Source organism: Brevundimonas sp. GW822-FHT03E11 (assembly GCF_058801445.1).
Window position 1 is genome coordinate 1 of the sequence record NZ_JBXANG010000009.1, and the last position, 13,544, is coordinate 13,544.

Genomic DNA, 13,544 nt, shown 5'->3' on the forward strand with positions numbered 1-13,544 from the left:
AGCATCCGCTTCAGCCGGGCATTCTCATCCTCGAGCGCCTTCAGCCGCCGAGCCTCCGACACGTCGAGCCCGCCGAATTTGGCCTTCCACTTGTAAAAGGTCGCAGAGCTGACCCCGTGCCGCCGGCACACCTCCGCCGTCGCCACACCAGCCTCCTGCTTCCCGCAGAATCCCGATGATCTGCTCTTCCGTGAACCTTGATCGCTTCATTCTGTCCGTCCTTCGTTCGGCGGACTCTAGCTATTCCTGGAGGAGTTTCAGGGGGTCACGTCAGCGCCACGCCCTCGGCCTGGAACCGGCGCACCCATTTGCCGACCGTCTTGAGATCTACGCCGAAGGCCGTCGCTACGACCTTGCGCGGCTGTCCCTGGTCCAACACCCGCCGCACCAGCGCGGCTCGACTATGCGCCGTCAGCCGGGCATTGTGATGCACGTTGATTCGGTCCTTCTCCGAGGTAGGGTCTGAAGTCTGCAACTCCAGCTTCCTCGGCCCGGACCGGATGGACAGCCTATTGAGAGCTCACACCTAGAGCCCAGTTGGTGTTGTGACGCCACTGGCTCGCGGGCGGCCCCCTAAGCCAGCGACGGACGAGCGCCGCCGGTCGACATTAGAGGTCAAGCCCGGTAATGGGGGTCGAGCTAGATGCCGGCAAGCTCTGCCGCAGTTCCGAATAAGCAGCCATGATGTGGTAGAAAGAGCTTGCGGGCGCAGGTTCATCGATGAAACTGCCATCTTCAAGTATCTTGTCACGCCACATTCCTTGCGGCGTCAAGTATAGCCATAGCGCCCGTAAAGCGCGAGCCGCCTGTTCTAGGCAATAATCCCTCCGACCGTTCTCGCTGAGGCTTGCGAGAATCAGCGAGGCCTTCAACCATTCCGTTTGGGGCCATAGGCGGGAGCGAGGGTTCCGCATCCCGCCGTCGATGTTCATCGCATCTATGGCCAAGCCGCGCTTCGGGTGGACACCCCGCAAGCCGGACTCGTAAAGCCGCCACGAGTCCGCGATCACCTCGGAATTGTTTCGGCTCCGACCGTAGCGCGCCAGCAACCACGCCCACTCGAATTGGTGGCCAGGCTCGACCAGTTCACCGTCTTCACCGTCGGCAGGCGACCAATCGGATTTGAAGAACTCCCGCAGGCTGCCCGTTTCTGCATCGATAAAGCGGTTGCGGGCTAGAGCAACGATTTGATCGGCCACGGCTGTCCAAGGTTTGCCGCCTCCGCTCTGCTCCCAGGCCAAGGCCGCCTCCAGGAGATGCATGTGCGCGTTGGACTGGTAGGGATGGGTTCCGGCCTCCTTCAGCCCGCCCTGCGCATCGGCGCTCTGGAACAGAAGATTGCGAACTGCGGCGGCTTCGTCCTCCAGCCCTGCTTTCCTGGTCGTACTGTAAACGGCCGCTAGAGCGAAAATTAGGAAGGCTTGGTCATAGACCGTCGCGGTCTCATCCAACGGCGCACCTTCGTGCGAAAGCAAGGTGCGCATCTGTCCGTCAGGCCGGAGATAGGCGGCGTGCAGCCGATCTAGGCCGCGGGTCACCACTGACTTCCAGGGACCTCGCCAGCCCTGACGCCCGGCTTCCGCATACACCTGCAGTTGGCGCGCCTGGACGCGCGCGCGTCGGGCAGCCGCAACGTGCTTGCCGTCAAGCGCCAGGAGTTCCTCAAAGCCGCCGGTCTCATCCTGTCCCAGGGTCGACCACACGGGCAAGGCGGCTTGCCGGAGCCAGACCGCGAAGCGTTTCGCGCCCGCCTCCAGTGACTCGGCCGGCGGTGCGGACGGGAAATCTAGATGCTGAGGCGACAACGTCCGCAGCCGCTCGACCACCCGCCTCACGTCTTGGCTCCTCTTCAAATCCGTAACAAGCACCGCGTCGCGCTCAACGACGACGCCGACATCTCGCAGGCCTATCGCCGCGACCATGACGCCGTCGCACGCCCTAACCAAACAGCCTTCAGAGTCCTCCAGTATGTGCAGACCGACATCACCTTCGCCCGAAGCATGAACGGCGTCCCAGGCGCCCAGGTCTGACCATTCGAACCGTACAGGTAGGACCGAGGCGCTGCCCGTCTTTTCCATCACGGCGTAGTCGATTGAGATCTTCGGTGCGCTGCTGAACGCGGCGCCGAGCGTCGAACATGCGCCGTCGACTTCCGCCGCATCCAAAGCGATCTGGACCGCCTCGCCGACAGAGGGCGCGCGTTCGAGAATTTCCTTCATCAGCACATCCGCGCGAACAATGAAGTTGCCGCTGTTCCAGAGGTATCCCTCGGAAATGTAACGTTGGGCCGTCCCTTGGTCGGGTTTTTCGACAAAGGCGACGACTTTCGACAGGCCTGGACCGGCGGGTGCGATATAGCCGTATGCCGACGAGGGTTCGGTGGGTACGACACCCAGGGTGACGATGCGTCCCTCCGCAGCGGCCGCGACGGCCTCCTCGACGGATTGCCGAAAGGCGGCGGCGTCGGGGATGTGGTGGTCGGAGGCAACGAAGAGATTGATCGCTAATGGGGCCCGACGCGCGGTCCAGAGAGCGGCGGCAGCCATGGCGGCGGACGAGTCCCGCCCCTCGGGCTCCAGGATGACAGCGGCAGTGACGCCGATCTCTTCAAGTTGATCTAGAATAGTCTGCTTGTGGGCTTCGCCGCCCACCACCACCAACTCGCCGCCATGATCCGCAAGGGCGGCAACGCGCACGGCCGTCTCCTGAAACAAGGAGCGATTTCCGGCGAGGGGGATGAATTGTTTGGGCCTCGACGGCCTCGACGCCGGCCAAAGGCGCGTGCCCGACCCTCCACACATGATGACGGGATAGATGGTGGTCATTCGTCAACACCGCGAAATCTTAGGAGCAAATGCTCTTAGGACAGTCGCGCGGCAGCGTCACCTGATTCGACGGTCCGAAGTTGCAGGAGTGATCCAATCGCTATGCAGGCGCACCGCTTTTTGGTCAAATCGGCAGTACGGTCGTCGACTTCACCTCTTCCAGCACCGCATAGGTCCGGGTTTCGCGGACCCCCGGCATGCGCACCAGCACGTCTCCCAGAAAGGCGCGATAGGCGTCCATGTCGCCGACGCGGGCCTTGATCAGATAGTCGAAGCCGCCGGCGACCATATGGCATTCCAGCACCTCGGGCTGTGTGCGCACCGCAGCGGCGAAGGCTTCGAAGACGTCGCCGGTGGTTCGGTCCAACAGGACCTCGACGAAGATCAAGAGGTCGCGGCCGACCTGGGCGGGATCGACCATGGCGGCGTAGCCGGTGATGACCTGCCGGTCGCGCAACCGCTTGACCCGCTCGAAACAGGCGGCGGGCGAGAGGTGGCATCGGCGCGCCAGTTCGGCGTTGGAGATGCGACCGTCGGCCTGCAGCACACGCAGGATGCGTCGGTCTATCGGATCCAAATCCGTCATCGGAAATCACGCCTTTTCACGAACGATCTTCGGCTTTGGCGCATATCATACGAAGCACCTTCAACGAACTCCGGCATATACGGCTAAAATCCACAGGATTTGTCGCCGATGACCCCGCCCGCCTTCTCACCCTCGTCCCTGGCCCTCTGGGACGAGCTGGACCATCACAAGTTTCGCGATGAAAAGGCAGTGGTCGCCGACAATCTGGCCCGCGTTCCGCTGGACGCCGCCGAACGCGCCGCGGTCGTCGCCGAAGCCGTGGCCTTGGTCGAACAGGCCCGCCGCAGCCAGAAGAAGCAGGGGGTGGTCGAAAGCTTCCTGCAGCAATTCAGCCTGGGCACCCGCGAAGGCCTGGCCCTGATGTGTCTGGCCGAAGCCCTGCTGCGGGTGCCGGACGAGGAGACGCGCGACCGGCTGATCGCCGAAAAGATCGGCTCGGCCGACTGGGCCGCGCACCTGGGTCAGTCTGACAGTCTCTTCGTCAACGCCTCCACCTGGGGGCTGATGCTGACCGGCAAGCTGGTGGATGTGGACGACCAGGCGCGCAGCGACCTGCCCGGCTTCCTGAAGCGCATCGCCGGTCGTCTGGGCGAGCCGGTGATCCGTCAGGCGGTGGCCACCGCCGTCAAGATCATGGGCGAGCAGTTCGTCGTCGGCCGCACCATCCAGGCGGCGCTGAAACGCTCGAACAGGGAAGGCTGGCTGTGCAGCTTCGACATGCTGGGCGAAGGCGCCCGGACCCTGGCCGACGCCGACCGCTATGAACGCATCTACGCCGACGCCATCGAGGCGGTGGGCAGGACGGCCAAGGGCCAGGGGCCGGAGCACGGCCATGGCGTGTCGGTCAAATTGTCGGCCCTCTCGCCCCGCTACGAGGCCACGCATGAGGACGAGGTCTGGACGAGCCTCTACCCCCGCATTCTCCACCTGGCACAGATCGCGGCGAAGTACGACATCAACTTCACCATGGACGCCGAGGAGGCGGACCGTCTGGCCCTGTCGCTGAAACTGCTCGATCGGCTGGCGCACGAGCCGTCGCTCGGCGGCTGGACGGGGCTGGGCCTGGCGGTTCAGGCCTATCAGAAGCGCGGGCTGGAGACGATTGAGCGGGTCGCCGACCTGGCCCGCCGCTCTGGTCGCCGGCTGATGGTGCGCCTCGTCAAGGGCGCCTATTGGGACACGGAGATCAAGCGCGCCCAGGTCTTCGGCCGCACCGACTACCCGGTCTTCACCACCAAGGCGGCGACCGATCTGAACTATCTGGTCTGCGCCCGCGCCATGATCGAGGCGGCGCCGGCCCTCTATTCCCAGTTCGCCAGCCACAACGCCCATACCCTAGCCGCCGTCCGCCGCATGGCGCGCGATCGCGGCGTCGCGGTCGAGCATCAACGGCTGCACGGCATGGGCGAGGCCCTTTACGACGCGGCGCAGGAGGCCTGGAGAGACGAGACCGTCATCGTCCGCGCCTATGCTCCGGTCGGCGGACACGAGGAACTGCTGCCCTATCTGGTGCGGCGCCTGCTGGAAAACGGCGCCAACTCCTCCTTCGTCCACGCCCTGCTCGACGAGCGGGTGCCCGCCTCGGCCGTCGCGGCCGATCCCATCTCCCTGGTCGAGCAGGCGCCCGACCGCCACCCCAAGATTCCGGTTCCCAAAGACATGTACGGTGATCGTCAGAACTCCCTCGGCCGCGACTATTCCCAGGCCGCCGACCGCGAAGCCCATGCCAAGGCGCTGGAGACGGTCGACCGCGAGAAGCTGACCTCCGGCCCGATCATCGGCGGCAAGCTGCGCGCCGGGATCGACCCTCAGGCGGTGACCAATCCGTTCGACCGGTCCCAGGTGCTGGGCCATGTTTCGGAAGCGACGAGCACAGACATAGACGCCGCCGTCGAAGCCGCCGGCCGCGCCCAGATCGATTGGGACCGCCAAGGCGGAGCCAAACGCGCTGTCGTCCTTCGCGCCATGGCCGACGCCCTGGAAGCCGATCTGGACCGACTGGTCGCCCTGCTCAGCCGCGAAGCCGGCAAGACCCTGAACGACGGCGTCGCCGAGGTGCGCGAGGCCGCCGACTTCTGCCGATACTACGCCCTGCTGGCCGAGCGCGACTTCGCCGCGCCCCAGACCCTGAAGGGACCGACCGGCGAGACCAACCAGCTGATCCTGCACGGGCGCGGCGTCTTCGCCTGCATCAGCCCGTGGAACTTCCCCCTGGCCATCTTCACCGGCCAGATCGCCGCCGCCCTGGCCGCCGGCAACGCCGTCCTGGCCAAGCCGGCGGAACAGACGCCCCTGATCGCGGCGGAGGCGGTGCGCCTGTATCACAAGGCCGGCCTGAACCCGGACCTGCTGGCCCTGGTTCCAGGACGCGGCGAGACGGTCGGCGCGGCCCTGGTCGCCCATCCGGGGATCGACGGCGTCGCCTTCACCGGCGGAACCGACACGGCCGGCGCCATCAACCGGTCGATCGCCGCCCGCCCCGGCGCCATCATTCCCTTCATCGCCGAGACCGGCGGACTGAACGGCATGTTCATCGACACCACGGCCCTAAAGGAGCAGGTGATCGACGACGTGATCCAGTCCGCCTTCGGCTCGGCCGGCCAGCGTTGCTCGGCCCTGCGCATCCTCTATGCGCCCAAGGAGTCGGCCGACGCCCTGATCGAGGGGCTGAAGGGCGCCCTGGCGGTCCAGACCGTCGGCGACCCCGCCGATCCCAAGACCGACATCGGCCCCGTCATCGACTCTGAATCGCGCCGCGCCCTGGAGGCCCACGTCGAACGTCTGGCCCGCGAAGCCAAGGTGATCGCCCGCGCCGCCCTGCCGCTGGGTTCGGAAAAGGGCGATCTGTTCGCCCCCACCATCGCCGAGATCCCCACGCCTGACTTCCTGGAGCGCGAGGTGTTCGGCCCGATCCTGCACATCTACCGCTACGAGCCGTCCGAGCTGCAATCGGTCGCCTCGCGCCTAGCCGCGCGCGGCTATGGCCTGACCCTGGGCGTCCACAGCCGCATCGAAGCCTTCGCCGCCGAGGTGACGGCCCTGGTCCCCGCCGGCAACGTCTACGTCAACCGCTCCATCACCGGCGCCGTCGTCGGCGTCCAGCCCTTCGGCGGCGAAGGCCTGTCGGGCACCGGCCCCAAGGCCGGAGGGCCGAACAGCCTGATCCGCTATGCGGCGGAAAAGGCGATCAGCGTGAACATCGCGGCGCAGGGGGGCGATCCGGCGCTGTTGAATCTGTAGAATCATTTTGCCTAGCATCTATGCGGAAGCTCTGCGGCGTAACTACGAAAGCCTATCCAGGACGTTGCTAAAATACACCTAGCTGTTCAGTCCCTGAGGTCCAGTGGACAGGATTTAACCTGAAGCGGTCCGGCTCGCCCGACCAAGCTTTGCAGATGGCTTCGTAGAGTGTGAGCCCGCGCAAGGTCTTGAGGCGTCTGGCGAAGTTGTAGGCGTCGGGGATGACGGCGAGGTGGCTTTCAAGCTGGTCGTGTATCTCGTAGTGGTAGCGCCGGACGGCGGCTTCCTTGAGGGTCGGTTCATCCGTTCGACCTGGCTGTTGGTCCAGGGACGGTTGGGCTTGGTGAGTCGATGCTCGATGCCGTGGATCCGGCAGGCGGTCGACGGGATGGCCGCGCCACAGGGCAGCGGGCTTTTCGCGGTTTTTGGGCAGGTCCGCAAACTGGATGCCGGTGTCGGTCAGGATCGAGTGGATTCGGTAGGGCACGGCCGCGGCGAGTTCGTCGAGGAACTCTCGTGCCGTGGCTGTCGTCGCCTTCACCTTCAGCCAAGGGAAGGCGTATTTCGAGGTCCCGTCCACCGCGACGAACAGGTGTAGCTCGCCTTCCTCGGTCCGCACATCGGCGATGTCGATGTGGAAATAGCCGAGCGGATAGCGCCTGAAGACCTTACGGGAATTTTTGTCGCCTCGACCTCAGGCAGCCGGCTGATGCCGTGCCGTTGGCAGCGGTGGAGGGCTGACCGCGTCAGATGCGGAATCGTCGCCTACAAGGCGTAGAGGCAGTCGTCCAGCGGCAGCAGGGCGTGCCCGCGGAAAGCGACGACCATTGCCTCCTCCTCGGCGCTCAGCACCGTCGAGCGAGGGGACTTAGGACCCATGGCTGCGGCATGGACAAAGGCCCGCTTGCGCCACTTGGCTACCGTCTTCCGGTTCAGCCCGTACCGCGCCGCTAGATCTTTGAGCGAAGCTTTCGATCACTGTATCGCCGCTCGCACGGCGTGCGTGGTCGTGGCGCTGCCGTGGATTATCTGGCCCATAGCTCCTCCCGATGTGCGCACCCAGCTAAACTGAGGCCATCACACAGCGGGACTGAACACCTAGAGCAAGCGATCTCACAGGTGGGAAGGCGCATTAGCCACCCCGCTCTGTATACGCGATTTTTTAAGCGTCCGCGATGACGGTCGCCGCTACGCGCTACATTGTGAACCGCCAATTGCCAATGTGGCGACTTCTGCCGTCTCGCCATCGTCATTCGAACCGTCTAGAAGTTCCGCTCTTACTCAACGGCTCAGGGTCCGCCCGCCTCCATGCGCATCGTTCTGGCCACCGACGCCTGGGAACCTCAGGTGAATGGCGTCGTCCGCACCCTGACCCGCACGGTCGCGGAATGCCGCGACATGGGCCATGAGGTGGAGGTCATCGAGCCCAGCCTGTTCAAGACCATCCCCTGCCCCACCTATCCGGAGATTCGGCTGGCGCTCGGGGCCGAGGAAGAAATCCGCGAAATGCTGCGGGCCTTCGAGCCGGAGGCCGTCCACATCGCCACCGAGGGGCCGATCGGCATCGCCACCCGCCGCATATGCGTGGAATGGAAACTGCCCTTCACCACCAGCTATCACACCAAATTCCCGGAATATGTCTCGGCGCGTTTCCCGATCCCGGTCCAGGTCGGCTACGCCTATATGAAGTGGTTCCACAAGCCGTCCGGCCGGTTGATGGTGGCCACCCCGACCCTGCGGGACGAACTGGTCGAACACGGCTTCAAGAACGTCTCGCCCTGGTCGCGCGGCGTGGACACCGAGGTGTTCCGGCCCGATCTCGAGCCCATCTATGACCAGATGGGCGCCAAGGACTGGCCCCGTCCCTTCTTTCTGAACGTCGGCCGGGTCGCGGTGGAGAAAAATATCGAGGCCTTCCTGGAGCTGGATCTGCCCGGCACCAAGATCATCGTCGGCGACGGCCCCGCGCGCGCGGAACTTCAGGAAAAATACCCCGAGGCCAAATTCCTGGGCGCGCGCTTCGGCGGCGAACTGGCTCGGTGCTTCCGGGATGCCGACGTCTTCGTCTTCCCCAGCTGGACCGACACCTTCGGCCTGGTGATCCTGGAGGCCATGGCGGCGGGCACGCCGGTGGCCGCCTATCCCGCCCACGGACCGATCGACATCATCCCGGGATCCGGCGCCGGGGTGATAGACGACGATCTGAAGACCGCCTGCCTGAAATGCCTCGATCTGGATCGGGGGACGGTCCGGGCCTATGCGGAAAAGTTCAGCTGGCGGGCGTCGGCCGAGCAGTTCGTGGAGAATCTGCAGCCCTATCCCGAGCCTGAACGGGGCCGCTTCTGGCGGCGCCTGCGTCGCATCGCCCGCATCCGCAAACGCGCGGCCGCCTAGCGCCGTCGCCGCTGCCGGTTCCTCTCCCGCCCACCGCCGACCGCCTTCAAGGACCCACCATGCTCAAGCCCCGCCAGGACCTGAAGCCGAACACGGCCGCCTATGAGACAGAGCCCCTGGTCAAGCCGACGGGGTTTCGCGAATATGACGCGCGCTGGATCTTGGAAAAAGAAATCAACCTCCTGGGCGTTCAGGCCCTGGGGCTGGGGCTGGCGACCTATGTCCATGAGATCGGCGTGGCGCCGAAGATCGTCGTCGGCCACGACTTTCGCGGCTACAGCCTCAGCGTCAAACAGGCTCTGATCCTGGGCCTTCTGGAAGGCGGGATGGAGGTGCTGGACGTCGGCCTGGCCCTGTCGCCCATGGCCTATTTCGGTCAGTTCGAACTGGACGCGCCCTGCGTGGCCATGGTCACCGCCAGCCACAACGAGAACGGCTGGACCGGGGTCAAGATGGGGGCGAACAAGCCTCTGACCTTCGGCCCCGAGGAGATGGGCCGGCTGAAGGAGATCGTGCTGAACGGCGAGGGCGTGGCCCGGTCTCACGGCAGACTGGTCCGGGTCGAGGACTTCCGGGAGACCTATGTCGCCGACGTGGCCTCCAAGGTTCAGATCAAGCGGCCGCTGAAGGTGGTGTGCGCCTGCGGCAACGGCACGGCCGGCGCCTTCGCGCCCGACGCCCTGCGCCGGATGGGCGTCGAGGTGATCGAGATGGACACAGACCTCGACTACACCTTCCCCAAATACAATCCGAACCCGGAAGACCACGCCATGCTGGTGCAGATGGCTGAGCGGGTGAAGGAGACCGGCGCCGACCTGGCCCTGGGCTTCGACGGCGACGGGGATCGCTGCGGCGTGGTCGATGACACGGGCGAGGAGATCTTCGCCGACAAGATCGGCCTGATGCTGGCGCGCGACCTGTCCAAGGTCCACCCGAACAGCACCTTCGTCGTCGATGTGAAGTCGACCGGCCTCTACAAGACCGACGAGATCCTCAAGGCCAACGGCGCCGAGGTGGTCTATTGGAAGACCGGCCATTCCTACATCAAGCGCAAGACGGCCGAACTGGGCGCCCTGGCCGGGTTCGAGAAGTCAGGCCACTTCTTCATGGCCGGCGACCTGGGCTACGGCTATGACGACGGCCTGGTGGCGGCAGGCGCAGTCCTGGCCATGCTGGACCGCAATCCCGGCAAGAAGCTCAGCGAGCTGAAGGCCGCCCTGCCCGACGCCTGGACCAGCCTGACCATGTCGCCCCATTGCGACGACGAGCTGAAGTACGGGGTGCTGGAGCGGATCGTGAAGGAATACGCCGATCTGGCTGCAGCGGGCGGCGAGATCCTGGGGCGCAAGATCGTCGAGGCCATCACCGTCAACGGGGTGCGGGTGCACCTGGAGGACGGCTCCTGGGTCCTGGTCCGCGCCTCGTCCAACAAGCCGGAGCTGGTCGTGGTGGTCGAGAGCATGCGCTCAGAAGACGACATGCGCGACCTGTTCCGAAAGGAGATCAAGCCGCGCCTGGCCGCCTATTCCGAGATCGGCGCCTTTAATCAGGAAATCTAAAAAGGCTGAACCAATCCGGCCGATCGTCGCTTCTTGCAGGTCTGCTGCTGGAGGTGGGGTTGCCGCGCTATTTCTTTCATACCCAGAATGGGGACCGCATTCGCGACGACCAGGGCGAGGACCTGCCGAACGTCGACGCCGCACGAGAGGAGGCGGTCACGATCCTGGGGGAAATTCTGCGCTATCGCAGCGCCGGGTTTTGGGACACGGGCGTCTTCAGCGTCATCGTCACCGATGCAGAGGGCGTGACGGTGGTCAGCGTTACGGCTAAGGCGTCCCAAGAGGCCCCCCAGGGTTGGGCCTTGGCGGACGCCGACGAATGAACGCCGTCCCAACCGATCCGACCATAAGAACCCTGGTCGATAAGCTGGCGCTTCGCGACCGGCTGTCGCCCGAGGAGATCGCCGCCCTGGACAAGGTGCTCGGTCCGCCGAGGGAGGTCCGCAGCGGGGCGGACTTCGTCCAGCGCCACGGCCATCCGACCCACAGCACCCTTCTGATCAGCGGCTTCGCAGCGCGCCATGTGTCCCTGGCCGACGGCGGCCGGCAGATCACCGAGATCAATGTCGATGGCGACTTCGTCGATCTGCACAGCCTGCTGATGAAGCAGATGGATCACGGCGTGCAGGCCCTGACGGACTGCGTCATCGCCCAGGCGCCGCACGCGGAACTGATCGCCCTTACGGAAAATCACCCGCATCTGGCCCGACTGCTGTGGCTGGACACCTTGATCGACGCGGCGATCCACCGGCAGTGGCTGGCCGTCATCGGCCGCCGCAGCGGCCTCGGCGGCCTGGCCCATCTGTTGTGCGAACTCTATTTGCGCCTTGAGGTCGTGGGACAGGCGGAAGACCGAAGCTTCAGGCTTCCACTGACGCAATCCGTACTGGGCGACATGCTGGGCCTGTCGACGGTCCATATCAATCGTCTGGTCGCCGAGTTGCGCGCCCAGGGCCTGGTCAACTGGACCGGCGGCCAAGTCGAAATCCTGGATTGGCCGCGGCTGGCCGCGATCGCGGAATTCGATCCCGCCTATCTGCGTCTGCAGCGAGAACCGGTGTGACCCGCGCCCCGCGCGTCACTCCACCGTGACGGACTTGGCCAGATTGCGGGGCTGATCGACGTCCGTGCCTTTCTGAACGGCCGTGTAGTAGGCCAGAAGCTGCATCGGCACGGCGTAAACCAAGGGCGCGATCAGGGGGTGGCAGTCCGGGGCGTGGATGCGGCGGATGCCGGCGCCGTGCGGGTCGGGGGCGTTTTCCGGGGCGATCATGATTACGGGGCCGCCGCGGGCGGCGACTTCCTGCAGGTTTGAGGCGGTCTTTTCGAACACATCGTCCAGGGGGGCCAGGGCGATGGTCGGGGTTTCCTCGTCGATCAGGGCGATCGGGCCGTGCTTCAGCTCGCCGGCGGCGTAACCCTCAGCGTGGATATAGCTGATCTCCTTCAGCTTCAGAGCGCCCTCCATGGCCAGGGGGAACATGGCGCCCCGACCGAGGAACAGGACGTCGTCGGCCTTGGCCAGGTCCTGGACCACGGCGCGGATGCTGGCGTCCATGCGCAGGGCTTCGGCGATCAGGCGAGGGCTTTCGAACAGGGCCTTGACCAGTTCCGCCTCCTGGGCCGCATCGATCCGACCGCGCGCCACGCCGGCCGCGACGGCCAGGGCCAGCAGGGCCGCGACCTGGGCGGTGAAGGCCTTGGTCGAGGCCACGCCGATCTCCGGCCCGGCATGGGTGGGCCACAGCACCTCGGCCTCTCGCGCCATGGAGGAGGAGTGGACGTTGACCACCGCGGCCGTCTTCAGCCCCTGGGCCTTGCACCAGGTCAGGCTGGCCAGGGTGTCGGCGGTCTCCCCCGACTGGCTGACGGCGACGGCCAAGGTCTTGGGCGACACCGCCGGCGAGCGGTAGCGGAACTCGGAGGCGATCTCTACGTCGCAGGGCAGGCCCGCCAGCTTTTCAAAGGCATAGCGACCGATCTGACCGGCGTAGAAGGCGGTGCCGCAGGCCACGATCTGAATCCGCTCGACGGCGGCGAAGTCGACGGCGTTCGTCTTGGCCTTTCCGGTCACCAGATCGAGGTATTCCGACAGGGTGTGCTGGACGCTGTCGGGCTGTTCATGGATCTCCTTTTCCATGAAGTGGCGGTATTCGCCCTTTTCGACCATGGCCGAGGAGGCCGAGACCTGGACGACGGCCCGTTCGACCGGCTTGCCGGCGACGTCGAACATCTGGGCGCCGGTTCGGGTGACGGCGACATAGTCCCCCTCTTCCAGATAGCTGATCTTCTGGGTGAAGGGACCGACGGCCAGGGCGTCCGAGCCCAGATACATCTCGTCCTCGCCCCAGCCGACGACCAGGGGGCTGCCGCGACGTGCGCCCAGGATCAGATCGTCCTCGCCGTCGATCAGCACCGCGAGGGCGTAGGCGCCGGTCAGCCGGTCCAGCACGCGCTTGAAGGCCTCCAGCGGCGTCTTCTGCGTCTGAAGCTCGGCGTCCAGCAGGTGGGCGATGACCTCGGTGTCGGTCTGGCTTTCGAAGACATGACCCTCTGCGGCCAGTTCCGCCTTCAGCTCGGCGAAGTTCTCGATGATGCCGTTGTGGACCAGGGTGACGCGGCCGGCCTTGTGCGGGTGGGCGTTGGCGGTGGTGGGCGCGCCGTGGGTGGCCCAGCGGGTGTGGCCGATGCCCACGGTCGCCTTCAGCGGCGCTTCGGCCAGGACGGCTTCCAGATTGCGGATCTTGCCCTGGGCGCGGCGGCGCTCGACCGCGCCGTCCACGACGGCGGCGACCCCGGCCGAGTCATAGCCCCGGTATTCCAGCCGTTTCAGACTGTCGATCAGCCGGGGAACGACGGGTCCATTGCCGGTGACGCCGATGATGCCGCACATGCGCTGGGAACTCCGAAGAGAAAGGAAACAGAAGGGCGCCGCTTTGC

At 65.6% G+C, this 13,544-nt stretch carries 9 protein-coding genes and 2 pseudogenes; 5 read left to right on the plus strand and 6 right to left on the minus strand.

All coding sequences use genetic code 11. The features are described 5' to 3' along the window. From AC1RKE_RS13230 to AC1RKE_RS13245, 4 genes and pseudogenes are all read right to left on the minus strand, one after another. Window positions 1-210, minus strand: a pseudogene (locus tag AC1RKE_RS13230) (transposase); the annotation flags it as partial. Window positions 211-265: 55 nt separating this feature from the next. Then, the gene (locus tag AC1RKE_RS13235; protein ID WP_348684854.1) at window positions 266-433 is read right to left on the minus strand and encodes a leucine zipper domain-containing protein; all 168 of its coding nucleotides are present in this window, start codon (window positions 431-433) and stop codon (window positions 266-268) included. A 175-nt stretch (window positions 434-608) separates the two neighbouring features. After that, the gene (locus AC1RKE_RS13240) at window positions 609-2,825 is read right to left on the minus strand and encodes an AGE family epimerase/isomerase (protein WP_348684856.1); all 2,217 of its coding nucleotides are present in this window, start codon (window positions 2,823-2,825) and stop codon (window positions 609-611) included. 124 nt (window positions 2,826-2,949) lie between these two features. Next, the gene (locus AC1RKE_RS13245; protein ID WP_287397813.1) at window positions 2,950-3,411 is read right to left on the minus strand and encodes an Lrp/AsnC ligand binding domain-containing protein; all 462 of its coding nucleotides are present in this window, start codon (window positions 3,409-3,411) and stop codon (window positions 2,950-2,952) included. Between the two features lie 108 nt (window positions 3,412-3,519). On the opposite strand from AC1RKE_RS13245, the gene putA reads away from it, so the two are divergent. Next, window positions 3,520-6,651: a bifunctional proline dehydrogenase/L-glutamate gamma-semialdehyde dehydrogenase PutA gene (gene putA / locus AC1RKE_RS13250; protein WP_395941865.1), complete on the plus strand. Its 3,132-nt coding sequence runs from the start codon at window positions 3,520-3,522 to the stop codon at window positions 6,649-6,651. 67 nt (window positions 6,652-6,718) lie between these two features. Here the strand turns inward: putA and AC1RKE_RS13255 are convergent. Next, window positions 6,719-7,689: pseudogene (locus AC1RKE_RS13255) on the minus strand (DDE-type integrase/transposase/recombinase). A gap of 270 nt (window positions 7,690-7,959) precedes the next feature. Between AC1RKE_RS13255 and AC1RKE_RS13260 the strand changes: the two are divergent. From AC1RKE_RS13260 to AC1RKE_RS13275, 4 genes are read left to right on the plus strand one after another with little or no spacing between them, the layout of a single operon-like run. Next, entirely contained in the window at window positions 7,960-9,045 is a 1,086-nt protein-coding gene (locus tag AC1RKE_RS13260; RefSeq protein ID WP_182713355.1) for a glycosyltransferase family 4 protein, read from the plus strand. A 59-nt stretch (window positions 9,046-9,104) separates the two neighbouring features. Then, window positions 9,105-10,604 (plus strand): phosphomannomutase/phosphoglucomutase, encoded by a 1,500-nt coding sequence (locus AC1RKE_RS13265; RefSeq protein ID WP_182713354.1) that lies wholly within the window; start codon window positions 9,105-9,107, stop codon window positions 10,602-10,604. Between the two features lie 53 nt (window positions 10,605-10,657). After that, window positions 10,658-10,927, plus strand: a complete 270-nt coding sequence (locus tag AC1RKE_RS13270) for a DUF6894 family protein (protein ID WP_224761162.1) — start codon at window positions 10,658-10,660, stop codon at window positions 10,925-10,927. After that, window positions 10,924-11,667 carry a Crp/Fnr family transcriptional regulator gene (locus AC1RKE_RS13275; protein WP_182713353.1) on the plus strand — a complete coding sequence of 248 codons (744 nt, stop codon included), beginning with the start codon at window positions 10,924-10,926 and terminating at the stop codon, window positions 11,665-11,667. Before AC1RKE_RS13270 ends, AC1RKE_RS13275 begins: the two co-directional genes overlap by 4 nt. Before the next feature lie 15 nt (window positions 11,668-11,682). Here the strand turns inward: AC1RKE_RS13275 and glmS are convergent, their stop codons facing one another. Then, window positions 11,683-13,497: a glutamine--fructose-6-phosphate transaminase (isomerizing) gene (gene glmS, locus AC1RKE_RS13280; RefSeq protein ID WP_348684399.1), complete on the minus strand. Its 1,815-nt coding sequence runs from the start codon at window positions 13,495-13,497 to the stop codon at window positions 11,683-11,685. Window positions 13,498-13,544: the final 47 nt, after the last annotated feature.